The organism is Lederbergia sp. B243.17 (assembly GCF_057657925.1).
The window spans coordinates 75,220-99,850 of sequence record NZ_JBWBKF010000039.1 but is presented as its reverse complement, the minus strand read 5'-3'; the positions used below and the strand labels follow the sequence as shown (position 1 = coordinate 99,850).

Genomic DNA, 24,631 nt, shown 5'->3' with positions numbered 1-24,631 from the left:
CATAAACGATTTCAAAATAAAGCGCAACCATTATTTTGAATATTGTCAAATTTGTTCGTGTGTTGGGTTGACCAGATGAATTTGAATTTGCTGGGGAGTAGCTTTATTTGGGGTTATACAGCTAGAATTGTTAGGAACAAGGCCAGCTCAAATAGGATTGTCGAACTGCCTAACGGGGTCATATATGCATATTATGAGGAAGGCTGGCTGAGTTTTGAATAAAAGCAAGAAAGTGAGAGGAACCCCCTCTTACTTTCCACTGTGTCATGCTTTTTTCATGACAACCTGCCTTCCCCTCACACTTCTAAATCAGCTTCAGAACGTCCTTTGGCTCCGTTAAGATGTAATCCGCTTCTTCAAAACCTTCTTGCGTTTTGCTTCCCCACAAAGCGAGTGCAAAGGGAACCCCAGCACTTTTGGCGCATTCCAAATCATATATCGAATCACCGATGTAAATAGCGGTTTTTTTATTGACAGCTAAGTTTTCCAAACAGGTTAAGAGGGGTTCTGGATGCGGTTTATGGTTTTCAGTATGTGAGGCTGTTATCGCTTCGGAAAAATAATGATTTAAACCATAACAGTCGAATTCATCTTTCATTTCTTGATCTGTTTTGGAAGTAACGATTCCAAGCTTGATTTGTTTAGATGCCAATTGTTCAAAGACGTCTTCCATTTGTTCAAATACTTTAATGTCTTCCATAAAGGAAAGCATCACATTAGACCATATGGATAGAATTCGCTCACTGTCCCTCACATTCAGTCTTTCCAATGCATCTTTTCCTGGAATGCCCAAAGCAAACGTCAATTCTTCTTTTTCGTATACAAGGTTTGCCTCTCGTTTAAGCGTTTGTTGCAATGACTTTAAAATCGCTTCTTCCGTATCAAGAATGGTTCCATCCACATCGAATATCAGCGTAGTATACATCAACGATTCCTCCTCATGTTCTGCATTTTTTGGAGCATCAGACAGAATCCCGCTCCACAATGCGGTATGGGATTTTCACTTTTTCTCTCGATTTCCCGATCACCAGGCTGCAAGCTTGTTCACCGATTTTCGTCAGCTGGTGATCCACTGTCGACAGTCCCAACCCGAGGCCGACTGGTTGATTTTCCTGGCCAATTATCGCTAAATCAGCTGGAATATTCATTTGCAGCGACTTTGCATATAAATAGATGCCTCCCGCCACTTCATCTCCATTCGCATAAATGGCTGTCGGTTTTTCCGGAAGCTCCAGGAATTGCTTTGCGGCCTCGTATCCATCTTCAAAGCAATGGCAATCGGATATATGGTAGCCAGGAGGCAGATCACCAAAAATCTCCTGATACGCAGCGATCGTTTGTTTCGTACTCCTGCTTTTTAGCCTCGCGGTTGTGAAAGCTGCGGCACGATGCCCTTTGTTTTTTAATAACTGAAAGGCATCGAGAAAAGAGGAATACCGGTCTACATAGGCACAGCCAATTTCTATATGTTCGGTATATTCACAGGAGATGATTGGACCATATTCGCTGTATGGAGTGATGACCTCCCAATCATTCGCTCTTGAGGTAATGATAATACCGTCAAACAGCTTGCTCTTTAATTTTTGCAGGTATTCCAGTTCTTTTTCTTTCTTGTATGTTGATGGAAGAACCGTTACCAAATAATTATTTTCCAATGCCTTATTGAGAATCCCGTTTAATATTTGATCGAATGCCGGGTTGTTGTTGTAGGGAAGAATCACCCCGATTGTTTTCGTTTCTCCCCGAACTAAATCAATCGCATTTTTGTTCGGCGTATAATTCATCTCTTCAATCGCTTTTAAGACCGCTTCTCTTTTGTCTTCAGCAACATACTTATAATGATTGAGAACTCTGGAAACAGTCGAGACAGAAACACCTGCTACTCTCGCTATATCTTTAATATTCGTCATACCAGCACTCCTGCTTAGTTTGTAAATCAATGACAGCTATGCACTTACACACAATTTATGAAATGCCTTCTTAAAGGCAGGAAGGTTTCCTTTGTACGTCCATCTTATCGTAATTCTGTGTTCTCCCACAATGAAGGTGGCGTGCTCAGCTCCGCTCATTTCTCCTTCAAACCACCAAGATTCCTCGAGATTGATCAGTTTATCGCTGACTATATATAATCTTTTATTCGTTAAATACAAATCACCAAAGAAGAAATTCTGTGTTCCATTAAAGCTTTCAATTAATCCAGTGAGAGTGGATAACGCTTTTTCATCTTGTTGAAGCATCAATTTTGCGTTCATATTTTCTCCTCCCCTTTGTTGAAAATCGGCTCATCATCACTGTAAATTGTGAAATGCATTTCAAGTCAAGGGGGAAAATGAAACAATTTTTTTAAAACCAGCAGCATATTGGCCACACTTCTGCACCTGCTATTTCGATATACACTTTTTATCATCTATTGATGGATGCTCCGATTGATTTGATGAAAACTGCATACCCTTTCGTAGAACTAATTGTAAAAATCAATAACCGATCTGGCTAACGATACTACTTTATCTGGAACATCTCTTGGTGAAATCACTTTTATTTTGTTTGCGAATCCCAATATAAACTCAATAGCCTCTTGCTTGTCATTAAATTCTAAAGTTGCTGGGATCCACTGGTTTCCATTTGGATTATCAGTTTTTATCACTTTGACGAACTTACCGGAAAAATGAATTCTTTTCATAATGTCTGGATGTATTTCTACCTGGACCTCATACTTCGGTAAGTTCTGTACAAACTCTACTTTTGATTGTTCCCAATATGCCGCCAAATTGAAATGAGGCGGTCTTCGAAAAGTGTCGTTTTCAAGCTCTGCCTTGAGTATACGTGATACTCGATAATTCCGAAGCTCTCCATTTCTTGCGACCACAAGATACCACTTATTCCCTTTTGCCACCAAGCCCAATGGTTCAACTAGCCTTTCCTTTTGCTCGCCGTCTGCCTGTTCATAGTGGATTGTCAGCTTTTTATTTTCCTGAACTGCTTGTTGTACAATTTTAAGAGCACTCGTTTTTTCTTTGGATGGTCTCCATGTGCCAGAATCTATATGGATTCTCTCCCAGATCGCTTGTGCTTCTTCCCGATAAATAGTTGGGATTGCTGCAAGTAACTTTTGCCTCGTATCAAGCGGCTGGTTTTTCAAACCTAAATCCTCCAGTAATTCTCCAGAGGGGAAAAGAAATAAAGATTTCATGTCGTCTATATGTAATCCACTTAATTTACTCCGAAAATTATCTAGTAGACGCCACCCGCCTTCCTTCCCCCTTTCAGATATTACGGGAATCCCTGCATTCGTTAATGCATCCATATCTCTAAGAATCGTTCTATCCGATACTTCCAGTTCACTTGCTAATTCTTTTGCCGTCATTTTACCTCTGTTCTGCAACAAGATCATTATATTCATCAATCGATCCGCTCTCATACGATCAACCCCCCTGGTGAAAATAGCAATGAAATTTATTAACATGACAAAAGGTGTCATGTTTTAACCTTATAATTTTTTTTAAGCGAAGGAAAGGAGATAAATCAATCATGAGTCAAGATCGAAATGTCGTATTGTTTATTGCGGCGAGTTTAGACGGATACATTGCTGCAAAAGATGAGTCTCTTGAATGGTTATTTGAAGTCGAGGGTGAAGGAGATAATGGATTTTCGGAGTTTTATGATACCGTTGATACTGTTTTAATGGGTAAAAAAACGTACGATTGGATAATGAAACAAGAACATGAGGAGTTCCCGTATAAAAATAAGGAATGCTATGTGTTTACAAGATCATCTTATAAGGATACAGAGAACGTGAAATTTGTTAATCCTGATATGAGCAGTTTTGTTAATCAACTAAAAAACAAAGCCGGTACGAACATTTGGCTAGTCGGTGGAGGTGAATTGTTACACTCATTTATTCAAGAGGATTTGATTGATGAGTATATCATAACCCTTGCACCAACGATAATCGGTAGCGGAATCCCTTTATTTAAAGAAGGAAATCACCAATTAAAGCTTTCCTTGAAAGGGACGAAGAGATTTAATCAATTTATTGAATTGCATTATAAAATACAAAGGTAAAAAGGCGAGCTGTTTTTCGTTCGCATCCAATTCATCCACTGAGGGAATGAGAAAAGAGCGTCCCCTTAATCGTTAAAGGATCAGGAGCCGCTCTTGCCATTTTTTCAGATACCTTTTCTGCTGGTATCCTGCCTTATGTTTCTGCCGGCTGATCAAGAGAGACTGTCACAACGACTCCATCAATATTGTTGCCTGATAAATCATAATGAAGATCGGCCGGCACTTGGATTTCCGTATTTTCGGCAATGGGGTAATAATAGATTTCATATTGGTTTCCGCCTACACGGGCAGAAATAGATTTTTCTTCTCTTATGTAATCAGTGTATTCTTCAAGCGCCAAGTTTTTTTCCTTCATAATAGCACTGTGGGGCAAGCCAACATAGCGGATATGCCACGGCTCATACTGGATTCCCGTGATCTCCGTTTTGTCCTTTGGATAGCGCAAAATAAAGCCATACTTCCACGCATTCTGCTGCAGCCACTTTCCTTCAGGCGCGTCGGCCATCCTCGTTTGAGTGGAACCGACATCAAGCGATAAACCCGTATTATGCTCACTATACCCTGCAGGCAAAGCAAAATCCGACCCCATTTCTTCATAAAGCTCACTTTGTTGATCAAAATCCCGGAATCCGCTCGTAATGGAGAAATTATTAACACCATCTTTTGAAGCGGCCGTCATCATTTCTGAAAATCGATGGGCTATTTCCTCCGATAAATAAACATTCTCACCGAATACCCCATATCCATTGATCAATTTACCATTCGCAGAAAGATTTACGATATCCTTTTTGATGCTTTCTTCCTGAACAGGGTATGTACTATTGATCAAAAGCAGATCTCCTTGATAAGCTTGGTTTTCTGCAATTTCAATCTGCTTGGATGCTCTCTCCCCATGTGCCTTGCCTATATGTTGATTATGGTTTTGTATCTTCACTTTTGGTTCCGAAAAAGGTTTCGTCATTATGAATATGATTCCGATGCAAACAACAATTAAAAATAAGCCCCACTTCTTCACTTTTCCGTTTCCCCCTTCCTCTTCTCTACTAAGAGTGTAGAGGAAACTGTTTAAATAAAGAGTGGGGTAAATATTAAATATTTCTTAAATTAGATCATTATTCTGCTGATTTTCCGGGAAACGAACCTCAAAAACGGTACGGATGATACTGCTGTCAACAGTAATCGTACCTTCATGCTGCTCGACAAGATTTTTGGCAATGAACAAGCCGATTCCTGTTCCTCCTTCTTGATGTGTTCGTGCTTTATCACCCATATAAAACATCTCAAACAAATGAGGAAGTTCATTCTGAGGGATAGGATCGCCATAATTGACAACCTGCACAACCACTTTTCCAGAATCGATAAAGCCGTTAATATCTACAAATTTTCCATCGTATCCATATCGGTTCGCATTCGTAAGGAGATTTTCAAACACCCGTGCCAGCAACTCTCCGTCACCCATTATCGGTAACTGGGAAGCTACATTCGTTCTAGCGATTAAACCATTTTTCTCGAAGACAGGATACAATTCTTCCTTCAATTGATGAAGAAGATCACTTAGATTAATAGGCGTTTTTTTAATCGGCAGGCTGCCATAATTCATTCGTGTGACCTCGAATAACTCATCAATCAGTCTGTCCAAACGTTGTGATTTGCTGAAAGCGATCATTAAGTAATTTCGGACCTGTTCTTCCGATAAATTCTCATCTTTAAGAATGAGATCCAAGTAGCCTAAAACGGAGGTTAGCGGTGTACGGAGATCATGTGCCAAATTCACGACCAACTGATTTTTGCTGCTTTCAGAAAGGGTTTCTCTCTCAATCGCTTGCTGCAGCTTTTCGGATGCAAGATTAATATCCAACGCAATATCTCTAAATTCATCATTGGAACGGAGATCAACCCGATGGGTAAACTCACCGCGAGCAAGAAAATGGATTCCGTTTGAAATTTCTTTGAAATAGGTCGTATAACGTTGAGTGAACAAATAAAAGAACAAAATGGAAAGAGGAATAAATAAAATCAAAAAGAAATTAATGTCACCGATATCGCGGATGAAGCTGCGCAATCGAGCCAAAGAATCCCCATAAAGTGCATTTGTGCGATAATACCATTGAAGACCTTTAAAGATTAGATAGGTGATGGCACCAGACAGCAGCATACTCAAACCGAAAAATAAAATCATCTTGGAACGGAAACTTCGCAGCATCTTACCCATTGAATGTATACCCTATGCCCCATACCGTTTTGATGAATTTATTTTTCCGTGTATCTTCCTTGAGCTTTTTTCGTAATGTCCGAATATGGACCATAACAGTATTTCCGCTTTCAAAGTATGCATCGTCCCACACTTGCTGGAAAATATGCTCCACACTGTATACCTTCTTTGGATGCCTGGCCAGTAAATACAAAATATCAAATTCTTTAGGCGTGAGCTCGATATTTTCCCCATACAGGGTAACGGATCGCTCATCAGGAGAAATCCTCAGTTCTCCACATTCAATGAACGGTTTATGTTCACTGATAGGCTGATTCAACTTGATAAACCGCCGCAATTGAGCATTTACCCTAGCAACCAATTCAATCGGGGTGAATGGTTTCGTAATATAATCATCTGCCCCGATCACAAGGCCATGTACTTTATCAAAATCAGATGTCTTGGCACTTAGAAAAATGATCGGCATATTGTATTGTTCGCGAATTTGACGGGTGACTTCATATCCATCTATAACCGGCATCATGATGTCCAAAATCAGCAAATCAATCGTTTGAGCCCGGATTGCCTGAATGGCTTCTTGTCCATTCGACGCTTTAATAACATGATATCCTTCTTTTTCCAGATGGATGGCAACCAGATCCGCTATCTCTTCTTCATCATCCGCTATTAAAATCGAAAGCTGTTTCATCTATGTCACTTCCTGTAACGTTATCAATCACATATCCAATTCTGTCCTTCAGCACAGTCTAAAAAGGCAGAGTGCTCCCCTTATGATCGTACCATCCATGGCAATGAATTGGTAGAATGTAAAAAAATCTTGCAGAACATACCCAATCCAAAATACGAATATACGTTCTTGAACTCCCCTTTTTGTTTCGGTATGATGAAATGAATAATATGTTTTTGGAGGGATGAACTTGAACAAAGATTCGATTGCTCAGTTGGAAAATACAATCGAGGACATTATCATGCTAAAAAACGATCCTGATTCCGTACTTCTTGAGCCTATTTCCACTGGGAAGTGGTCGATACGGGAAATCGTCGGCCATTTATTGTATTGGGATATATTCAACTTGGAAACGATGGTTCCTTTTATGTCTAACGGAGCTGTTCTGCCCCCATTCCCCGACCATGATGCACATAATAAAGAGGCGGTATGCTACATAGAAACCTTTGATTCAGTGGCATCGCTGATCGATGCTTTTGCGGAATCACGAAAACAATTCATTGAGAGCATAGCAAAAATCGACGATAGCATCAGGTTTACGATTGAAAATGAACCTGATGAATTTTCTACAGAAAGCTTTGTCAGGATTTTTATTGAACATGACTCTCATCATCTCCAGCAAATCCAACTTCAGCTAGATAAAGGTGAATAAATGAATCATAAATATACGCAGTTGATACATGAGCTGGCAAACGAACATGCGAATAAAAGTGAAGCCTTAAAAATGAAAAAGTATATGCGCAACCAATTTGAGTTTCTTGGGCTAAGAGCACCTGTCAGAAAGGAACTGGTGAAATCTTTAATCAAAGTCCATGGCCTCCCTCCTGAGGAAAGCTTTCATGATATTATCTATGAGCTTTGGGACCTTCCAGAAAGGGATTATCAAGGCATTGCCTTGGAATTGCTGGACCGCAAAATAAAAAGGTTCAACGAGGGTGACATTGAACTCCTCGAACATCTCGTCCTTCAGAAACCTTGGTGGGACACCGTAGATTGGATTGCCTCCAAGCACGCAGGTCATTATTTTCAACAATATCCGGAAAACAAAAAATCCATTACGGGCAAATGGATGGAGTCAAAAAACATATGGCTGCAAAGAACCGCTATTCTATTTCAATTAAAATATAAGGGACGGACGGATGAAGAACTGCTCTATGATTACATTACCCAATGTATTGAATCAGATGAGTTTTTCATCCAGAAAGCGATAGGATGGGCGCTTAGAGAGTATGCTAAGACAAATGCGCAATCTGTACTGGATTTTGTTGACAGAACTCCGTTGCCTTCACTTAGCAAAAGGGAAGCGTTAAAAAGGATGTCTTAATCCCTTGAAGCTACCGGAGAACTTGATGTAAGGGTGAATCGATAGGATTAGACACCAAAACTGCCGGGACAATGAATATCGTACATAAACCAGAGCGATCCATCTGCCATCACTTATGCCCCAAAAGTGAGAGTCAGCTTTTGGGGCGTTCTTCATGGCGACAGTTTTTAGTCTAACAACCGTATCAAATATCTTGCAAAAGAAGCATACAATGTAGGAAAGGATTAGGAATAATCCCAAAATTACCTTTTTATTCCTCATTCTTATTGTATAATGGACATTACTATCCATATCGAGGGGGGATCTTTTGAACGGTATGCATGTTTTCCTTATTGCTGGATTGATCTCACTCGTCATCTTTTCTTTTTTATCCTACATGTTGCAAAAAAATGAGGTTGCACAAATAAAGTATTTTACTCCTGCAATAGTCGTTATAGTGGTTTTGGGGGTACTTACGCCATTACAGATCTTTTTCATACGAGATGGTTGGGTTATTATGGGGAATGCTTTTTTTGCAATCGCGATCGCATCAGGTGCAGTTACAGGGACATTTCTTATTAATATATCTCCTTTTTCCCCTTCAAAAAAATAGAGGAGGATCAAATGAGTAAAGCCTATCAGTGGATAAGTTGCCTATTTTTTATCGTCAGTGTTTTACTCTCACTGTCTATTGTCTGTTTTTGCATTTTGCTGACAAGGTCTCCATTACTTGATCCTATTTTTAAAATAACTCTGCTCCTGGTACCCATTTCATTAATCCTCGGTATGTTAGAAGTGTTCAACAAAGAAAGAGGAAGGTTTTCCACTATCTCATTCATACTGACAATCCTTAGTTTGTCTTTTCTTGCATTGCTCTTTTGGTTTGAAGCAATTTTTTGGTAAGGAGAAATAAAGATCAAAGACCTTTTACTGTGGGAAATCCCTTTATCAATATAGAGAGATTTCCCATTTGTGCAGAAACAGCATAAGGCCTTTTCAAATTCCTGTGGAGGTTTGAAGTCTCATGCCAATACAATAAATAAAGGTTCCTTCCAATAAATTTATCATCCTATCAAGGAAAAATATAATAAGGGATCAACCATTTTTTTCTATTAGGGGTATTATGCATAGGTTTATATCGTATACAAAAAACCCTATCGGCAGATCGTGTCCACCGATAGGGCAATGGAGTTAATAAGAACAGTCTCTATCTGACAAGGTTGGATGAATCATATCTGTTACCGCCTCATACAAATTTTCTGGGTTCTCAGCGATGCGGTGACATAAATACAAGTACCATTCTTGCCCGTATGTCAGATATACTTTGGTATTGAAACCTTTGGCTTTTAACTCCTTTATCAAATCTGGACGCACCCCGTAAAGCATTTCGATTTCCACCTGAGAATGGCTATGAAGCTGCCGGTGGTCCATTTCTTGTATAAGGGTTTCATCATGTGTGGCTATGGATACAGGGTGGTTCGCCTTTATTGCTCGTTCCACAAGAGTGAGGTACCGGTTGTTTAATTCACTGGACCTGGGCATGGCAATCTCTTCAGCTTCTTGATAAGCACCTTTGACAATCCGGATTCGCCCAGGATAATTGAGGAGTTCCTGAAGATCCTTGCCTGATCGGTGTAAGTGGGCCTGTAGCGTAATGCCTACGTTTGGGTACTGCTTCGTAACATTTTTATATAGGTCAAGAATGGCATCCGTTTTTGATGACTCTTCCATACTGACCATCACGGTGATTCCGTGCTGCTTTGCTTTCTTCGCTATCTCAAGCAAATGGCGATTGGCGGTTTCCAAATCTACAGCCAATCCGATATGGGAAAGGTCCAGCGAAACAGTTTGATTCATGGATCTCGCTGCCATATCTTCGATGAGCAGCAAAAACTCGTCTTTGGCATTTTTGCATTCCTCTATGCTGGCTGTATTTTCTCCGATGTATTCAAGGGAAATATCATATCCTTTTGCAAGGAGTCCGGTTGCAATCTCAATTCCATCCTGTCTCTTATCCCCCGCAACAAATCGTTTCGCTGCCTTTAACAGTAATGGGTAGAGTTCTTTGGATTGTTGGATATAGGATTTAATTTGCTGATTACGCGAAATCGATTTTAGTGCCTGAGCGACTTGAATTTCAGCTTTCTTCACGGTTTTCATCTCCCCTTTTCTCTTTAAACCCACTTTATCATGGTAAAATAGTTTCAATCAGTACCACTTATTATGAAAATTGAGGGTACCACTTGTTAAAGGAGAAGATGAAACGATGCTTTGGATTCCCATTGACCGATCGAAAGACCTGCCTTTAATCAAACAAGTCTATCAGCAAATCCGGGAGCAAATATTGAATGGCCAGTTAAAATCGAACGAAAAACTCCCATCCACCCGTGCACTCTCCTCTGAATTGAAAGTGTCCAGGAATGTCATTTTAGAAGCTTATGATCAACTTATGGCTGAAGGTTTTCTAGTTTCTCAAAGAGGGGCCGGGACATTTGTGGCTGCAGGGGCTTTTTTGGAACAACATAAAATGGGGCCTTCTTCCCCTTTGGACTGGGATGTAAAAAGTGAAAAAGATAATAGTTTCATCAGCTTTCGCTCGGGTATCCCAGCTTTGGACTTGTTCCCGCGTAAGACCTGGGCCAGGCTAGCTTCTGCCGTTTGGAATGACACGTCTTCCTCAACATTCGGCTACGACCATCCCGAAGGCCGTCCGGAATTACGGCAGATTTTATCACAATATTTGTTTAAAACACGAGGCGTTGAGTGTCATCCTGATCAAATCGTCATCACTTCCGGCGCCACTCAGGCAATGGTCCTTGTTTCTAAACTGCTTCTGCACCCAGGTGATACGGTGATTATGGAAGATCCCATTACCCTGGATATTCAAACGATTTTCAAAGCAACTGGTGCACAGATTACCCCTGTACCCGTTGATGAGTTGGGGATGAAAACGTCTTTGCTGCCATTGGATGAAAAACCGAAGTTCGTCTTTGTTACACCCTCCCACCAGTTTCCGATAGGAGGGATTCTGCCGATCCAACGGCGGATCGAACTAATTCATTACTCAAGGCATGCAGACTGTTATGTCGTTGAAGATGATTATGACAGTGAGTTCCGCTATGAAGGGCCACCAGTAAGTTCATTACAGGGCTTGGAGCCGGAACGGGTGCTTTACATCGGTTCATTCAGCAAAATTCTTTCACCTGCACTCAGAATGGGATATGTAGTCCTTCCTTTTCATCTTATTGAAAAATGCCGGAATCTAAAGTGGTTTACCGATCTTCATACCCCTTCGTTGGATCAGCTTGTCCTTGCAAACTTTATTAAAGAAGGCCATTTGGAACGGCATATAGCGAAAATGAAGAAGATTTATAAAAGCCGCAGAGATTACCTTACCCAGTGCCTAGAATCCACATTTTCAAATAAGGTGAACATCTCCGGTAATTCGACTGGGCTCCATCTGATCATTGAATTCGAGGACCTTCATTTTACAAAAGAGACAATGAACCAAATTGAGCAATCTGGAGTTAGGATTTATCCAGTAGAAAATCATACGATTGAAAAAGGAAAACACCCTAACCAGTTGATTTTAGGATATGGGCATTTAACGAATGAAGAGATCAAAGAGGGCATCCACATGCTGCACGAAGCAATTTACTCCCTTTGATGAAAGGAGGTTACTTAATCTAAAAACAATAACTATTATTAGAGTCGGGCTGAGGATATCGCGGTCCCGCATGATATATCTCGCTCTCACAGAATATATCGCCGTCCAGCGGAATACATCTCATTCCCACAAAATATATCGCTGTCCTGCAGGATATATCTCACTCTCACAGAATATATCGCCGTCTTGCAGAGTATATCTCACTCTCACAAACTATATCGCTGTCCTGCGGGCGACACTATTGGCACTTAATTTCTCGGTCTCCACCAGCTTGCCAAACTTAATTATCAAATAATCCTCTTCTAATCAAATTTGCAGATATAGGGGTTTTTCCCATTTCACGCGACCATATAGACAGCTGGCCGATATGATGTATTTCATGGGCTATGACATGGCGTATTACCTCTCCGTATGTAAATCCTTCTGTCTTTCCACTGGAATTGGGTCCCGCAAGAATCTGATTCTCCATCTCTTTTGTCCACGCCATCACAAACGGTTCAATCTCCTCGTGGCATTGCGTTGAAAAGTCCTTGATCTTTTTCAAACTGGCATACTCCTCAAACGGGGGTATCTCAGGCATTGGTTTCCCTTGCAAACCACAGATCCAGCTGTGTTCAACATCCACGATGTGAAAAAGAGTGTACAAAATACTTCCCACCCCGCCCACTCGTTTCTTTAATAATTCTTCTTCCGGAATCTCTTCACACCATGCAAACCAATCATCTCGAACTTGCCAGTTGTATTGAAACAGCTTCAACATCTCAGCATCTCCTTTCATATATAGAGGTAATATTTACTTTTCACCAAAAGCCCTCAGAATCCTTTATCCATAATGAAATAAATACCCCCAATAAATAAAAAGAGCGCAATCCCTTTCCCAGAAGAGCGCCCGTTTGTTGGAGTTCCCAAGGTTCCCCATTCCGATTATAAAAAGCTTATTTGTATTGGATTAAACCAATTCCGTTTCCAGTAGGGTCTACTAAATACGCGAGGTAAAACTCATCGAATTCCATTTTGTCTCTGACGACCATAGCTCCGTTTTCTATTGCGATAGAAATCGCATCATCAATTAATTCCACTTCGATTTGCATTCGAGTACCATGGGGAAAATCAGCCGGTCCTTTCGCAATCCCGCCAATCTCGCCTCCATCTGCTGAAACAATCCGATAATCCCAATGAGGTTCAGCTACTTCCCAGCCAAAAACACTATAATAAAATTCCGCTGCTTTTTCAGGTTCTTGGCTATTTAACTCGAATCCGACTACCTTTCCCACAATCTTTTTCATTTCAACTTCCTCCTTCTGGCACTAAAGGTTCTTTGGAGAATAATGATATGGTCCCAAATAACAGCTTAAATCCCTAAGTTTACGTAAGCGAAATCAGCAAAGTTCACTGTTGGAAATAACATTCCAATTATTGTGTTTACAGAAGTAAGAAGACCCAGAGGGGGAAAATATTTTCCCCATGAACAGCCTTTCTGCTGAAGCCGTAGTCAACATACTCCCTTTGATAAGGAGGTTAGTGGCTTATTTAGAGTTACGCCCTTCAATTTCTACATTCCCATATACTCTTTCAAAGATATACGTAAAGACTCCAACCTATTTTATGAAGATCAAGCCACCGCTTACTTCGCTGTCATTTCATAGGATGTATAGTGAATGACGAAGAATAATGCTGTTTCCTAATGAAAACAAGACATCCACGCTACTTAATCAAGAACGTCTCGCCATTTTTATCAAATGCGTGCTTAAAATCAAATGCAAAAGGAGTGGGACCATGTTGAATATAATGATCGTATCTCTTGAACGCCTCCTCCCATGAGACATCCTTTACCTTTTCTGTCCACCAAATAATATATGGAAAGTGTTTTTCAGGATTAACCTCCATCCATTTGCTCCTATTTTGCAGCGCTTGGCTATGTTTGCCTGAATAGCTAAAACGATATAAAGACTGAAGGCTTTTCCAAACGGTGAGTGTAAGGACTGGGTAGCCGTTTCCTTCTTTAGAATAAGGCACTTCTTCGGATGAAAAATCCTCTATAAGATCTCCTGATAAATGGGCCTGCCGCATTACTTTATATCCGGTTTCATAAAATTCACGAGAGGCAGGATGGTCATAGGGAAAGTTTAGTCTACCAACAGTATAGATAGAAACAAATGGCATAAACAGCCCTCCATATATCGTCTTACATTAGATATATTCAGGAAAAGGGTGCGAATTTCCTCTCCACTAGAGAACATTAGGTCAGCTTACAATAAGACGCAAAAAGGCCAGCCCTCACATACGAACGTGAGGGCTGGTGTTTATCCTGTATACTCAAACATCGAGAAGACTCACTTCAAAGCGTTAAGTGCAATTTTTGCAGCTTCTGCGATTAGCGTGTTGTCATAATCGGCATCCTGTGCATCACGGCTGGATAAAACGGCGATGACAATTGGTGCTCGATTCGGCGGCCAAACTACCGCAATGTCATTTCGTGTTCCATAGCTTCCTGCCCCGCTCTTATCATCGACTGTCCATCCTTTTGGTGCACCTGCACGTATCAAGGCATCCCCGGTGGCATTCCCTCGCATCCAATCAGTTAGGATTTCACGTTTTTCAGCAGGGAGCAAGTCGCTGACTGCGAAAGCCTTAAGGCTCGTAGCCAGCGCTTTTGGTGTGCTTGTGTCACGTCGATCTCCTGGAACAGCAGAGTTCAATTCCGTCTCATAGCGATCCGCCTGAGTACGATTATCTCCAATTTTCTTTAGAGCTTTTTCAAATCCTTTAGGGCCACCCAGTTTTTCTAATAAAATGTTTCCTGCAGTGTTGTCGCTGTATCGAACAGCAGCCTCACTAATTTCCCTAAGAGTCATACCGGTATCTACGTGAAGCTCCGTTACGGGTGAATACGAAACGAGATCCTCACTGCTGTAAGTGACAAGTTCGTCGAGCTGGTCAATAGAGTAACGATGCAGCAAAGCCCCTGCAGCTACAGCTTTGTAAGTAGACGCATAAGCGAACCGTTCTTGTGGCCGATAGGAGATCTTCCGATTTGTCCCTGTATCGATAGCATAGACTCCGAGCCGGGCATCATATTTATTCTCAAGTTTTGCAAACTGCCGGTGTATTTGGGGTGCTGGTGTTTTTCCGTTTGCCTTTTCGGGCTTGTCCGGCTGATGATGGCTGCTCATTGACCAACCGGCGAGCGGGACAATGGCAACCACTAGCAGAAGCACGGCAATTAACACATTATGTTTACTGAATAGATCATGTATTTTTCTCAAGATCTTAACCTCTTTCCCATATTAGAATAAGCGGATTTACTCATGTTTTAGTGAGCCCCGACCTGCTGGAAGCCAGCAGGTTTCAAAACCTCATGCTGTCTCCGAAACTGAGAGAATTTCCTCCTTTCCTCAAATCCGCACCAATTACTACACTCGTAGTACTAGGCCGCAAATAAAATACTACATATGTAGTATTTAGTTGTCAATAACATTTTATGGATAGCCGTCCTTTCATGAAGATTGGGGTCACCCGCTAGGATGAACTGATTACACCAAATACCACAAATGTAGTATTAATTCCAAAAAAGGCCCAAAAGGACAGGATCCTTTATGGGGATATTCATTGATAGATCTTTTTATCCTGCAAAATCTGCTTAGCAATTTCCGCTGCTTTGCTTCCCTGGGCATGCCCATTCTTATTTTGAATGTTGATTGCAAAATAAAAACGATCATCTCCCTTTTCGACAAAGCCAACAAACCAGCCATTTATACTTTTTCCATTAATCATGCCGGTTCCCGTTTTGCCATACAAACGCTCATTCTTTTGGCCATCGATTAAAATGGCCTTTTTTATCGTTTCGATATTTTCCGTTTTAACATCCCATTGATTTTCTACTAATTGGTGTAGTAATTGGACTTGTTCAATTGGTGATATTTTCAAGGAAGATTCCATCCAGTAACGATCCAAATTCCCGGAAAGATCCTCATTCCCGTATTTAATCTTGTGAAAGTAATATTGCAGCTGCTTCTTCCCTATCTCTTGATCGGTATTTTGGAAATACCAATTGACGGAATGGCTTAAGGCAGAGGCTAAATCCTGATCTTGATTCCATTCTGAAAAGGGAGAAATGGTCCCGTTCCAAACCTGTTCATTGTTATTCGCGGAAATCACATTCGATTCCAATGCAAATAAAGCCGAATAGATTTTATAGGTGCTATCAGGAGAAATTCTCTGTTTACTCATCTCTCGATTATAAATTTGATATTGGCTTTTAGAGGGATCATATAAAACAAAGCTCCCTTTATAGCCCTTGAAATAGGAGCTTAGATCTTCATAGACCGCATGATCGTCGCTAAACCGATACACATTATCCGGGCTGGCGATAACGGTAGTAATTGGAGCAAGCAATAGCACCATCACTCCTAAAACAGTGCAAATGACCTTGCTTTTCCATATCAGCAATAAAGAATCACGAGAGAAACTTGCAATGCACTGGATCCTTTGTGTAATTTGTTTTTTTGTGCCGCCCAAACCTGGAGCAAAATGGTCAACGGTACGATCAGATTTTTTATCTGCAAACCGAATGATCGTGTGCCCATATTCGATATATCCGCTCTCATTCAAGTGATGTAAAACGGATGCATCACAGGCTAATTCCCGATCGGATCGAATCCTCTTTAAGGCATACAAAACAAACGGGTTAAACCAATAAAGAATGCGAAACACCCACATAACGTAATTCACGAACAGATCCTTGCTTTTATGATGGTGAAGCTCGTGCAAAAACACATACTTGTATTCATGCAGTGAGAATGCTTCTCCCATTTTGCTTGGTAAAAAAATATAAGGTCGAAGAATCCCCACAGTGATTGGCGAGGTAATAAGAGAGGTCTCCCGCAGCCTTATATTTCTTTTCACCCCAACCAACTCTTTGCACGTTTTTAATAATTCATGCAGCTGTTGGTTATGAACAGCCGCAGCTGACTTTTTCATCCGATGGATTTGATAGTTTGAATAAACAGCAGCCGCTAAAAATAGAACGGCTCCAATGACCCAAACTGTAAACAATGTATGGTAGATGAAGTCGGGGGTCGACCTGTTTACTGATAACGTAAAATCATGTAACAAATTGCTGTTTGGTACCTGAGCGGCAGCAACTCCATTCACTCTTTCGCTATTCAAGGTCGCATTTCGATGAAAAATAAGCATGCTTTTCAAATAGCGCAATCCTTCTACAGAATTCCAAGGTATGAAGGCAGCAATGACCGGAATGCAAAGAACATACCAAATATGATAATGGGCTTTAACCGTCATTTGATTGTTTAATAGTTTTTTGATCAGAAGAATGATGACGATAAGGAGGGATACCACGCTTGTACTAGCTACAATCCGCAGCAACATCGTATCCATTATTTTTCACCTTTCTTGTCTCTCATCGATAATATTCTCTTTAATTCCGATATATCTTCATTCGACAACTTATCATTTTCAATAAAATTAACTACCATTGAATTTAACGTGCCGCCGAAAAACTGCTGCAGAAAGGATTTACTTTTCTGCTCAACATATTCATGCTTTTCAACAAGTGAAGAATAAATAAACACGCGGCCCTCTTTTCTTGCCTGCAAAGCCTTTTTCTTCACGAGGCGTGCCAGCATGGTGTGAATGGTATTCGGTTTCCAATCACTCTTATCCGATAATTTCTCCACTACCTCAGGAGTCGAAATCGGCTCAAAATCCCATATCACCTTCATCACTTCAAACTCAGCCTCTGATATTTGCGGAATCTCTTTCATGATTGCCCTCCCATTTTTACAACTGTAGTATTTATTATAGCAAGACGGTCCAAAAACATAAAGAAGCTGCTGACTTTAGTCTATGGTAATTAATCCCCTTTGCATGAGGTGGATCTTTCTGGATCCAGTCACTGCAAATACTCCCCCTAAATTTTTCAGAAGGAGTATTTTTTAACGATGCTATCCGCTTTCCACGCGTTTACTCATCCATATTCATTTAGTAGAATAACGCTCTGCAAGCTTCTCTTTATGTGAGTTGAAGATCTCCTCTAAGGAAATATCATAGTTATTGGCTATAACAATCAAGTTGCCTAATACATCTCCCAGTTCTTCCGTTAATTCCTTCTTGTTTTCTTCCCATGTTCCCGATACTTCGTCAGGCCGATCCCTTCCAATTTCTAAAGCCCTGATCGCTCTTGCTACTTCGCCTGTTTCCTCAGCAAGAAAACCGATTCGAATAAAAATATCTAAATCTGACCAGCCTCTCATTTTGTAATAGTCCCTTACCCATTGTTGAAACTCTGTGACGTTCATTGGATGGTTCCACCTTCCTTTTTCTACTTCAACTAAGTTTACCAAACCATCAATTATTATGTATAATCAGTATCGGTCATTTACATAGGAGGGGATTTCTTGAAAAGAATAGCTGTATTTTGCGGATCAAGTAATGGCGCATCTGAAATTTATATTCAAGGTGCAAAAGCTTTGGGTAAAGAACTTGCCAAACGTGATATTTCGCTCGTATATGGGGGCGCAAGTGTCGGAGTCATGGGTGCTGTTGCGGATGCCGTGTTAGAAGCTGGCGGACATGTCATTGGCGTTATGCCCACCTTCCTTGAAGAAAGGGAAATTTCTCATAAAAACCTGTCAGAGCTTATTGTCGTTGAATCTATGCATGAAAGAAAGGCCAAGATGGCTGAACTTGTAGATGGGTTCATTGCATTGCCCGGCGGTCCAGGAACTTTGGAGGAATTCTTTGAAGTCTTTACATGGGCTCAGTTAGGATTGCATCAGAAGCCGTGCGGAATATTGAATATAAACGATTATTACACACCGCTTATTTCCTTATTTAATCACATGACAGAAGAGCAATTTCTGCAGGAAAAATACCGTTCTATGGCTCTTGTCGATACTGAACCACAAGGTTTATTGGACCAATTCAATACGTATCAACCCCCTTCAGTAAAAACCTATATTACAAAAGCGCAAAGCTGATAAAGGAACAGGATTAGTGACAATCTAATCCTGTTTTTTGTATTCCCTCTCCTTATGAGCAATTTCCTAACAGCGTTAAATCCTTAACCAAATAAGAACATGGGCATATATATATCATTAACGATGTGGCGGGAGGGGAGAAAATGGCCACAAGTATTAACATATATAGTCTCAAAATTAACAGCATCTCGAATAATGGTTCTTTGAATATAGGTGACACTCTGCACAACTCGCATTCGGCAAATTCAAAGTCAACAGGGGTCAACTCCTCTTATGGAGATACGTCTCCGACCACAGCAGGAATGGAAACTGTGTATATTGATCCAGATCTGAATGATCAAGGAGATATCGGAAACCCGGCAAACGTAAACTCCAAACAAATATAGGCGATGCGGGAAACAAAGAGGGAAAGGAGCTTATCCATGCCTTATTTTATTAATATCTTCAATATGAAAACGAATGGGGTCACCCAAAATGGAAATATAGATATTGGCGGAAGCATTCAAAACAGCCATACTGCGAACTCAAAATTCATCGGAGCCAATCTGTCACTGGGAGACCTGTCCCCTTCCACGTCGCTTATGGGCAACAGCAGCTTTGATACTGATGTAAGCGACCAAGACCAAATCATGAACCCTTCTCTTCCTATCGCCAACCAATTTTAATAGACATTAGGGGAGACTCGATATGCTGCCATTCCCATTTTCTAAAGGCGGGCTGCCAAAATGGCTAAGTCAACATTACTTTAATAATGATATACAGAAATTTGTTCATGAGGCGATGAATCAGTCCATTTCCGCCTCTCTCAAAAATGCAAAAATGATGGATCCACTGTATTCCGATACTGAGGATGAAGAACAAATACCTGTAGAGGAAGAAAAACAAACCGAGCAAAAGGAGACCTTTAAGGACTCCTTACAAGCCGTGACTTTTGAAAGCCTTGACCATGTCTATGTAAAAATACTTCTCACTGATAGCAGCCTGTTATCCCAGATAAAAATCTACCATAATTCAAATCAACTCATTCTAGAAGGGGTTCCTGCACGGAAAGATCGGCATGTTATTCCCCTTCCTTCAACAGTGACCATGAAGGACACCGTTTCACAGTACAGTGAACCCTTTTTGCAGATAAAAATGAAAAAGAGAAACGATCCGCAGTTCACAGAAATAGCCGTCCCATCCTTTGAATAAGAGTAAAAATCAAGCGAGGGAAACAAGTATATGGATATTGAAAAGCTAAAAAAGTGGCTGGAAGTGACCCAAGAGTACCAAAACGGGAAGTTCTGGGAAATGGTTTTTGATGAGCATTCCCCCGAGGAAGTGGATCCTGATGTAAAAGAGGAGATCACGAGGGAAGATCCTTCTCTGATGATCTATCCTCAAACAGACATTTATGTAACAGAACAAGAAGTCATTCTTTTAATGGAAATACCAGGTGCCAAGAAAGAGGATATTTTTTTATCCGTTTCAGGAAATAAGCTTACCGTCAGAGGAGTCCTGCACTCCCCTGTTGTAAATGGAGTAGCCTTTCAAAATGAGCGGTTATATGGAGAATTCAGGAGAGAGATTGACCTTCCGGAGCCCGCCAAAAGCAAACAGGTAATGGCTCGTTTTCACCATGGACTGTTAATCGTTTCTTATCCGAGAACGTTTGCGAGGGAAGAAAATATTATTATTCAATGATTACCGATTCTGACCATAAGGTGTGATAAACGGATGTCTTTTAATAGCAGGGATCCCGTTGCCATTTACCAAAGGCTTGATACGTTGGAAAACCAATTTAAAAAAATGAGCATGCTGGATGAGTATATAAAACAAGTCTTGGAATTGGAAAAGCGGCTTGGCCAGTTAAATAACATGCATAACGCCAAAGACTTGGAAAAACGGATGATGCCCATTTATAATGAGGCCTTAAAAACAGCTTTTTCCCCTGTTCAGGAAGCGTTTCAGAAATTATATAAGCGGATGATTTCTTTAGAAAAAAAGATGGAGGAGATTGAAAAATGGGCCGATGAAACAACGGCCGAAATAAACAGCAGAAATGAAGATGCCCGTGTGAAAGATGGCGTTCAGACTGTTCTCTTTCAGGAGATTACTGTCGATAAATTATTTGTTGATAAATATGAACAGGCGAACAATATCGGAACACTTGGAGTCAAGGAACTAAGCGGACAAATGAACATCGGCGCGACGTTTGAAAACAGCTCGAATCCGAGCGAAGAGATATCCGGAGATGCGACGGAAAAGATATCGGGAGAAGCAATGGAAAAGCTGCAGGAGAAAATGAAGAAGTTCCAGAAGATGAAGGAAAAGTATGGGATCGACAATAGTAATGACAATAATGGGGGAGCAGATAGAGGGGTATCTAAGGATTAAGGAGCTTGAAAATGGTATGTCTGCAAACGAAATAAATTAAAAATATCCTTCACCCGTTAAATGGAGTGAAGGTTGTTTTTATTATCGCAAGAATTCTGCGGCCGGCGAAGGGAGCATTGAGCCTTTCTATTTGACCTTCGCGCAGGAACCGGACGGCGAAGGGAACATTGAACCTTTCTATGTGACCTTCGCGCAGGTATCGGCCGATGAAGGTCACATTGGGCCTTTCTATGCGACCTTCGCGCAGGTATCGGCTGATGAAGGTCACATTGGGCCTTTCTATGTGACCTTCGCACAGGAACCGGACGGCGAAGGTCACATTGAACCTTTCTATGTGACCTTCGCGCAGGTATCGGCCGATGAAGGTCACATTGGGCCTTTCTATGTGACCTTCGCGCGGGCACCGGCCCGTGAAGGTCACATTGGGCCTTTCTATGCGACCTTCGCGCAGGTATCGGCTGATGAAGGTCACATTGGGCCTTTCTATGTGACCTTCGCGCAGCACACAGACGGTGAAGGGAACATTGAACCTTTCTATGTGACCTTCGCACAGGCACCCAGCCCATTAAGGGCACATAAAACCCTCCTATGTCACCATTTCCCACACACCCGGCCATCAAGAGGTTTCCATCACGTCCTCCTTTTATCTGTACTGCAGTGCTTCCTGCAAATCGCCAATCTCTTTTTGAAGCTGTGAAAAACCTGGAATGTCGGGAATACGCCGTTTCTTCGGCTGCTCCATTCTCTTCGCTGATTTTGCCATCATTTCAAAAACAAGAAGCAATTGAGCTAAATCCTCATCATTAAGGATCGGCCGCTTTTGCTTTTTTGAAGCAGATTCCAATAAATAGCCTAATTGCTCAATCGAAAAAATAACCGGCCATACTTGCGCCAATGTTTTTTCATCGCGTGGAATTTCCCCTAAGGCGGATTGGTAAACAAGGCTCATATTCTTTACATTTGTGCGCATTTTTTTCAATTCACTACTGCCTTCTATATCGTCACTATCCTTGGGGCCGGAAAATAGCAGCATCAGCAATTGCGCCTCGCTTCGGATCGTTTTTGTCAGCAAATGCGGGATGCGGCTGGATGCTGACCTTCTGCCGAAAACGAAAATACCGATGAGACCGATGATAGACCCGATAAGAATATCTGTAATTCTTGCAGTCGCATAAAAGCGCAAGTCAAAGATTTGAGAGGTGTTTTCGGCCATGAATATGGCATTGGGTGTAATGAAGCAGACAGCAATGGCATAATTCCTCGGGATAAATAGCTCCGTCAAAAACGTAAGGATCAAAATGACCAATACGACCAACATTCCACTTGGATGAGTGGAAAGAATGAGAGCGGCGATTAAGACACCGACAATGGTTCCGAGTGACCGCTGAACGGCACGGTGAAACGTAGTAAGAATAGTGGAACCTAACATTACAGCCCCGCATGACAACACAATCCAAAAGGACCGATCAAATTCAAAAGAAAAAGCGATAACGGAGGCAATGAACAGGATAAAGCCATAGCGAATCGCTGAAATGAAGACAATCGAATTTTTATGAAAGCTGCCGGTCAACGTCTCCTTCACCGAAGGCTTTGAAATATGAATTTCTTCCCTTGCCCGATCGTCAACTCTATTTGCAATATGCGTGACTTCTTTTAATCTTTTTTCCAGACGATGTGCTGTTTTATTTTCAATTACTAGCTCAACCTGTTCATTCTTTGGTTTGCCGATCTTATCTGCCAATGTCCGGATGTGTTGTGCAATGGCGGATAGAGGCTCGGAATCATGTGTGCCATAGGATTCGGTGATGTCCTCATACATCAAATGGGCTTGTTCATATAAATAGTAGAGCCTTTTATACTCCAACGAGCTTTTCCAGTGTATATGAGCTCTAGACAGCGTATCGCCCGCATCTTTAAGCGTTTGAAGGGTCACTTGTCTTCTTTTATTGAAATCCGCAATACCTGTCGCCTCGAGCATAGACGCCAATTCCAAATATACACGCTTGATCGCGTTTCTTTCTGAACGATGGGGATTTAAAAACCAGCCGGCCATTGCAAGTATCCATGCGAAAGCTCCGCCTAATAATGTCAGGCCTGCTCGTACCGGTGCAAGTGAAGGATCAATCGGCATAGCAGAAGTCATGCTAAAGACCAATAAGAAGAAGAGAGCTGCCGGCCCCGGTATTTTCAAGGCTCCGAATAGAAAGGTAACGAGAAAACCAATGAAACCAGCCATTAGCGAGAAGAGAAGCGGAAAAGGCGCAAGCAAAGTTCCAAGGCCGATAGAGAGGGATAGACCGATCATGACGAAAAAGAGTTTCTTCGCACGCTCCGCATACGGTTCATTAAACATATAGAGGTAGGTAAAGCCGCCAATCCCAGCTGCTAGGCCGGAGCGCAGGTCGCCAAGCATAAAGCCGACCCCTGCCGGAAATGCCGAACTGATCCCGGCAAAAATCGCTTTATTCCATGGCAAAGGCGTTTTTTTAATTTCAAATGCTTGACTCAATAGCTTTATAAAGGAGGAATCCTTAAAGGAATGAATCGTTTTTTCATGTTTGTTTTTATTGCTCATTGTACCAAAACACCCTTCTAATAATGGATGGCATGTTGTTATTGCACACATGCGCTTCCATGCCCAACGAAAAAGCAACTGGACCCTGTTTGGTTGTATTCTTCGCAAACTCGATCGAATTCAAACCTCGCAACAAGGGTCCAGTATGTAAGTAATGATTATAGGCAACAAGGCAACAGCTTCTTCAAACAGCTGCTATCTCTCGACCGCCTTCTCAGTTCTGTTGGATGACGGTCTGAACGTCCACTATTTTCTCATCGATCCACTATTACCATAACGCTGCCCGCCAGGACAAAACAACTAAACGACATGTTACACTTCTTCTGTGTGTGTAATTTTCAAGCCCCGCTGCAACGTATTGCCGATTGTGCAGGCTCTTTCCGCCGATTTGATCAGCTTCTGTTTGTACTGATCGGAGAAGTGGTCTGGAAGTTCCACTTTGACCACACATTCCTCAAAGCGCGAAGGGCTGCCTTCAGCCTTGATTGCACGGACGTCTACCGAAAACGGATCATCCTCTTTCAGTACGATTCCATCACGTTCGAGCATTTTATTAATAACAATGGTGATGCAAAGTCCTAAAGATGCTTCCAGCAATTCTTTTGGATTGAGCCCGGCAGAATTCGCTGTAAAACTCGCTTCCACCTGGTAACCCGCTTCATTATACACACCGTAACTTCCATTTTTTCTTTGAATATTTGCCATTGCGCA

Annotated in this window: 29 protein-coding genes; 12 read left to right on the top strand and 17 right to left on the bottom strand. The window is 41.4% G+C overall.

The features are described 5' to 3' along the window. Nucleotides 1-304: 304 nt before the first annotated feature. The 4 genes from AC0TWI_RS07740 to AC0TWI_RS07725 form a co-directional block, all read right to left on the bottom strand. Complete coding sequence (locus tag AC0TWI_RS07740; protein ID WP_488125761.1) at nucleotides 305-925, bottom strand: HAD family hydrolase; 621 nt, start codon at nucleotides 923-925, stop codon at nucleotides 305-307. A 37-nt stretch (nucleotides 926-962) separates the two neighbouring features. Continuing rightward, nucleotides 963-1,910: a LacI family DNA-binding transcriptional regulator gene (locus tag AC0TWI_RS07735; protein ID WP_488125760.1), complete on the bottom strand. Its 948-nt coding sequence runs from the start codon at nucleotides 1,908-1,910 to the stop codon at nucleotides 963-965. Between the two features lie 36 nt (nucleotides 1,911-1,946). After that, nucleotides 1,947-2,252 (bottom strand): hypothetical protein, encoded by a 306-nt coding sequence (locus tag AC0TWI_RS07730; protein WP_488125759.1) that lies wholly within the window; start codon nucleotides 2,250-2,252, stop codon nucleotides 1,947-1,949. A gap of 209 nt (nucleotides 2,253-2,461) precedes the next feature. After that, complete coding sequence (locus AC0TWI_RS07725; RefSeq protein WP_488125758.1) at nucleotides 2,462-3,418, bottom strand: helix-turn-helix transcriptional regulator; 957 nt, start codon at nucleotides 3,416-3,418, stop codon at nucleotides 2,462-2,464. Between the two features lie 110 nt (nucleotides 3,419-3,528). Here AC0TWI_RS07725 and AC0TWI_RS07720 point away from each other — a divergent pair, with 110 nt between their 5' ends. Beyond that, nucleotides 3,529-4,062, top strand: coding sequence for a dihydrofolate reductase family protein (locus AC0TWI_RS07720; RefSeq protein WP_488125757.1), 534 nt, complete (start codon nucleotides 3,529-3,531; stop codon nucleotides 4,060-4,062). 133 nt (nucleotides 4,063-4,195) lie between these two features. Here AC0TWI_RS07720 and vanY read toward each other — a convergent pair whose 3' ends face one another. The 3 genes from vanY to AC0TWI_RS07705 all read right to left on the bottom strand — a co-directional run bounded on the left by vanY (nucleotide 4,196) and on the right by AC0TWI_RS07705 (nucleotide 6,962). Beyond that, nucleotides 4,196-5,077 carry a VanY-A/VanY-F/VanY-M family D-Ala-D-Ala carboxypeptidase gene (vanY, locus tag AC0TWI_RS07715; protein ID WP_488125756.1) on the bottom strand — a complete coding sequence of 294 codons (882 nt, stop codon included), beginning with the start codon at nucleotides 5,075-5,077 and terminating at the stop codon, nucleotides 4,196-4,198. 84 nt (nucleotides 5,078-5,161) lie between these two features. Continuing rightward, nucleotides 5,162-6,274 carry a sensor histidine kinase gene (locus AC0TWI_RS07710; protein ID WP_488125755.1) on the bottom strand — a complete coding sequence of 371 codons (1,113 nt, stop codon included), beginning with the start codon at nucleotides 6,272-6,274 and terminating at the stop codon, nucleotides 5,162-5,164. Further along, a complete protein-coding gene (locus AC0TWI_RS07705) occupies nucleotides 6,267-6,962 on the bottom strand; it encodes a response regulator transcription factor (RefSeq protein WP_488125754.1) in 696 nt (231 codons plus the stop codon). The genes AC0TWI_RS07710 and AC0TWI_RS07705 overlap by 8 nt, the downstream gene beginning before the upstream one ends. A 229-nt stretch (nucleotides 6,963-7,191) precedes the next feature. On the opposite strand from AC0TWI_RS07705, the gene AC0TWI_RS07700 reads away from it, so the two are divergent. From AC0TWI_RS07700 to AC0TWI_RS07690, 3 genes are all read left to right on the top strand, one after another. Beyond that, complete coding sequence (locus AC0TWI_RS07700) at nucleotides 7,192-7,653, top strand: DinB family protein (RefSeq protein ID WP_488125753.1); 462 nt, start codon at nucleotides 7,192-7,194, stop codon at nucleotides 7,651-7,653. Beyond that, nucleotides 7,654-8,325 carry a DNA alkylation repair protein gene (locus AC0TWI_RS07695; protein WP_488125752.1) on the top strand — a complete coding sequence of 224 codons (672 nt, stop codon included), beginning with the start codon at nucleotides 7,654-7,656 and terminating at the stop codon, nucleotides 8,323-8,325. Nucleotides 8,326-8,632: 307 nt separating this feature from the next. Further along, nucleotides 8,633-8,917 (top strand): YesK family protein, encoded by a 285-nt coding sequence (locus tag AC0TWI_RS07690; protein ID WP_488125751.1) that lies wholly within the window; start codon nucleotides 8,633-8,635, stop codon nucleotides 8,915-8,917. Nucleotides 8,918-9,495: 578 nt separating this feature from the next. Here AC0TWI_RS07690 and AC0TWI_RS07685 read toward each other — a convergent pair. Then, a complete protein-coding gene (locus AC0TWI_RS07685; RefSeq protein WP_488125750.1) occupies nucleotides 9,496-10,464 on the bottom strand; it encodes a proline dehydrogenase family protein in 969 nt (322 codons plus the stop codon). Nucleotides 10,465-10,570: 106 nt separating this feature from the next. Here AC0TWI_RS07685 and pdxR point away from each other — a divergent pair, with 106 nt between their 5' ends. Then, complete coding sequence (pdxR, locus tag AC0TWI_RS07680) at nucleotides 10,571-11,971, top strand: MocR-like pyridoxine biosynthesis transcription factor PdxR (RefSeq protein ID WP_488125749.1); 1,401 nt, start codon at nucleotides 10,571-10,573, stop codon at nucleotides 11,969-11,971. 280 nt (nucleotides 11,972-12,251) lie between these two features. On the opposite strand, the gene AC0TWI_RS07675 is transcribed toward pdxR, so the two are convergent. The 7 genes from AC0TWI_RS07675 to AC0TWI_RS07645 all read right to left on the bottom strand — a co-directional run bounded on the left by AC0TWI_RS07675 (nucleotide 12,252) and on the right by AC0TWI_RS07645 (nucleotide 18,288). Then, on the bottom strand, nucleotides 12,252-12,731 hold the full coding sequence (locus AC0TWI_RS07675; protein WP_488125748.1) for a DinB family protein: 480 nt from the start codon (nucleotides 12,729-12,731) through the stop codon (nucleotides 12,252-12,254). Nucleotides 12,732-12,906: 175 nt separating this feature from the next. Beyond that, a complete protein-coding gene (locus tag AC0TWI_RS07670) occupies nucleotides 12,907-13,245 on the bottom strand; it encodes a VOC family protein (RefSeq protein WP_488125800.1) in 339 nt (112 codons plus the stop codon). A 430-nt stretch (nucleotides 13,246-13,675) separates the two neighbouring features. After that, entirely contained in the window at nucleotides 13,676-14,134 is a 459-nt protein-coding gene (locus AC0TWI_RS07665; protein ID WP_488125747.1) for a DUF3291 domain-containing protein, read from the bottom strand. A 170-nt stretch (nucleotides 14,135-14,304) separates the two neighbouring features. Continuing rightward, nucleotides 14,305-15,201, bottom strand: a complete 897-nt coding sequence (gene bla, locus AC0TWI_RS07660) for a class A beta-lactamase (RefSeq protein WP_488125799.1) — start codon at nucleotides 15,199-15,201, stop codon at nucleotides 14,305-14,307. A 376-nt stretch (nucleotides 15,202-15,577) separates the two neighbouring features. Next, entirely contained in the window at nucleotides 15,578-17,359 is a 1,782-nt protein-coding gene (locus AC0TWI_RS07655) for a BlaR1 family beta-lactam sensor/signal transducer (protein WP_488125798.1), read from the bottom strand. Between the two features lie 8 nt (nucleotides 17,360-17,367). Continuing rightward, complete coding sequence (locus AC0TWI_RS07650; RefSeq protein WP_488125746.1) at nucleotides 17,368-17,754, bottom strand: BlaI/MecI/CopY family transcriptional regulator; 387 nt, start codon at nucleotides 17,752-17,754, stop codon at nucleotides 17,368-17,370. Nucleotides 17,755-17,967: 213 nt separating this feature from the next. After that, nucleotides 17,968-18,288 (bottom strand): MazG nucleotide pyrophosphohydrolase domain-containing protein, encoded by a 321-nt coding sequence (locus AC0TWI_RS07645; protein WP_488125745.1) that lies wholly within the window; start codon nucleotides 18,286-18,288, stop codon nucleotides 17,968-17,970. A 99-nt stretch (nucleotides 18,289-18,387) separates the two neighbouring features. Here AC0TWI_RS07645 and AC0TWI_RS07640 point away from each other — a divergent pair, with 99 nt between their 5' ends. The 7 genes from AC0TWI_RS07640 (at nucleotide 18,388) to AC0TWI_RS07610 (ending at nucleotide 22,042) form a co-directional block, all read left to right on the top strand. Then, complete coding sequence (locus AC0TWI_RS07640) at nucleotides 18,388-18,969, top strand: LOG family protein (RefSeq protein WP_488125744.1); 582 nt, start codon at nucleotides 18,388-18,390, stop codon at nucleotides 18,967-18,969. Between the two features lie 143 nt (nucleotides 18,970-19,112). Further along, the gene (locus tag AC0TWI_RS07635) at nucleotides 19,113-19,355 is read left to right on the top strand and encodes a spore germination protein (RefSeq protein ID WP_488125743.1); all 243 of its coding nucleotides are present in this window, start codon (nucleotides 19,113-19,115) and stop codon (nucleotides 19,353-19,355) included. 36 nt (nucleotides 19,356-19,391) lie between these two features. Beyond that, nucleotides 19,392-19,634, top strand: a complete 243-nt coding sequence (locus tag AC0TWI_RS07630; RefSeq protein ID WP_488125742.1) for a spore germination protein — start codon at nucleotides 19,392-19,394, stop codon at nucleotides 19,632-19,634. Nucleotides 19,635-19,656: 22 nt separating this feature from the next. Next, a complete protein-coding gene (locus AC0TWI_RS07625; RefSeq protein ID WP_488125741.1) occupies nucleotides 19,657-20,160 on the top strand; it encodes a hypothetical protein in 504 nt (167 codons plus the stop codon). A gap of 30 nt (nucleotides 20,161-20,190) precedes the next feature. Further along, the gene (locus AC0TWI_RS07620) at nucleotides 20,191-20,652 is read left to right on the top strand and encodes an Hsp20/alpha crystallin family protein (RefSeq protein WP_488125740.1); all 462 of its coding nucleotides are present in this window, start codon (nucleotides 20,191-20,193) and stop codon (nucleotides 20,650-20,652) included. Between the two features lie 33 nt (nucleotides 20,653-20,685). Next, nucleotides 20,686-21,345 carry a hypothetical protein gene (locus AC0TWI_RS07615; protein ID WP_488125739.1) on the top strand — a complete coding sequence of 220 codons (660 nt, stop codon included), beginning with the start codon at nucleotides 20,686-20,688 and terminating at the stop codon, nucleotides 21,343-21,345. Between the two features lie 130 nt (nucleotides 21,346-21,475). After that, entirely contained in the window at nucleotides 21,476-22,042 is a 567-nt protein-coding gene (locus AC0TWI_RS07610) for a hypothetical protein (protein WP_488125738.1), read from the top strand. Here AC0TWI_RS07610 and AC0TWI_RS07605 read toward each other — a convergent pair. Both AC0TWI_RS07605 and AC0TWI_RS07600 read right to left on the bottom strand, forming a co-directional pair. Then, nucleotides 21,989-23,920, bottom strand: coding sequence for an FUSC family protein (locus AC0TWI_RS07605; RefSeq protein ID WP_488125737.1), 1,932 nt, complete (start codon nucleotides 23,918-23,920; stop codon nucleotides 21,989-21,991). The genes AC0TWI_RS07610 and AC0TWI_RS07605 overlap by 54 nt on opposite strands. Nucleotides 23,921-24,232: 312 nt before the next feature. Then, entirely contained in the window at nucleotides 24,233-24,625 is a 393-nt protein-coding gene (locus AC0TWI_RS07600; RefSeq protein ID WP_488125736.1) for an OsmC family protein, read from the bottom strand. Between the last annotated feature and the right edge of the window lie 6 nt (nucleotides 24,626-24,631).

Excerpts from the sequence above, each read along its gene's own strand:
- AC0TWI_RS07740 (WP_488125761.1), bottom strand. The coding sequence starts at position 925 with ATGTATACTACGCTGATATTCGATGTGGATGGAACCATTCTTGATACG.
- AC0TWI_RS07735 (WP_488125760.1), bottom strand. The coding sequence starts at position 1,910 with ATGACGAATATTAAAGATATAGCGAGAGTAGCAGGTGTTTCTGTCTCG.
- AC0TWI_RS07730 (WP_488125759.1), bottom strand. The coding sequence starts at position 2,252 with ATGAACGCAAAATTGATGCTTCAACAAGATGAAAAAGCGTTATCCACT.
- AC0TWI_RS07725 (WP_488125758.1), bottom strand. The coding sequence starts at position 3,418 with ATGAGAGCGGATCGATTGATGAATATAATGATCTTGTTGCAGAACAGA.
- AC0TWI_RS07720 (WP_488125757.1), top strand. The coding sequence starts at position 3,529 with ATGAGTCAAGATCGAAATGTCGTATTGTTTATTGCGGCGAGTTTAGAC.
- AC0TWI_RS07710 (WP_488125755.1), bottom strand. The coding sequence starts at position 6,274 with ATGGGTAAGATGCTGCGAAGTTTCCGTTCCAAGATGATTTTATTTTTC.
- AC0TWI_RS07705 (WP_488125754.1), bottom strand. The coding sequence starts at position 6,962 with ATGAAACAGCTTTCGATTTTAATAGCGGATGATGAAGAAGAGATAGCG.
- AC0TWI_RS07695 (WP_488125752.1), top strand. The coding sequence starts at position 7,654 with ATGAATCATAAATATACGCAGTTGATACATGAGCTGGCAAACGAACAT.
- AC0TWI_RS07685 (WP_488125750.1), bottom strand. The coding sequence starts at position 10,464 with ATGAAAACCGTGAAGAAAGCTGAAATTCAAGTCGCTCAGGCACTAAAA.
- pdxR (WP_488125749.1), top strand. The coding sequence starts at position 10,571 with ATGCTTTGGATTCCCATTGACCGATCGAAAGACCTGCCTTTAATCAAA.
- AC0TWI_RS07675 (WP_488125748.1), bottom strand. The coding sequence starts at position 12,731 with ATGTTGAAGCTGTTTCAATACAACTGGCAAGTTCGAGATGATTGGTTT.
- AC0TWI_RS07665 (WP_488125747.1), bottom strand. The coding sequence starts at position 14,134 with ATGCCATTTGTTTCTATCTATACTGTTGGTAGACTAAACTTTCCCTAT.
- AC0TWI_RS07655 (WP_488125798.1), bottom strand. The coding sequence starts at position 17,359 with ATGTTGCTGCGGATTGTAGCTAGTACAAGCGTGGTATCCCTCCTTATC.
- AC0TWI_RS07650 (WP_488125746.1), bottom strand. The coding sequence starts at position 17,754 with ATGAAAGAGATTCCGCAAATATCAGAGGCTGAGTTTGAAGTGATGAAG.
- AC0TWI_RS07645 (WP_488125745.1), bottom strand. The coding sequence starts at position 18,288 with ATGAACGTCACAGAGTTTCAACAATGGGTAAGGGACTATTACAAAATG.
- AC0TWI_RS07635 (WP_488125743.1), top strand. The coding sequence starts at position 19,113 with ATGGCCACAAGTATTAACATATATAGTCTCAAAATTAACAGCATCTCG.
- AC0TWI_RS07630 (WP_488125742.1), top strand. The coding sequence starts at position 19,392 with ATGCCTTATTTTATTAATATCTTCAATATGAAAACGAATGGGGTCACC.
- AC0TWI_RS07625 (WP_488125741.1), top strand. The coding sequence starts at position 19,657 with ATGCTGCCATTCCCATTTTCTAAAGGCGGGCTGCCAAAATGGCTAAGT.
- AC0TWI_RS07620 (WP_488125740.1), top strand. The coding sequence starts at position 20,191 with ATGGATATTGAAAAGCTAAAAAAGTGGCTGGAAGTGACCCAAGAGTAC.
- AC0TWI_RS07615 (WP_488125739.1), top strand. The coding sequence starts at position 20,686 with ATGTCTTTTAATAGCAGGGATCCCGTTGCCATTTACCAAAGGCTTGAT.
- AC0TWI_RS07605 (WP_488125737.1), bottom strand. The coding sequence starts at position 23,920 with ATGAGCAATAAAAACAAACATGAAAAAACGATTCATTCCTTTAAGGAT.
- AC0TWI_RS07600 (WP_488125736.1), bottom strand. The coding sequence starts at position 24,625 with ATGGCAAATATTCAAAGAAAAAATGGAAGTTACGGTGTGTATAATGAA.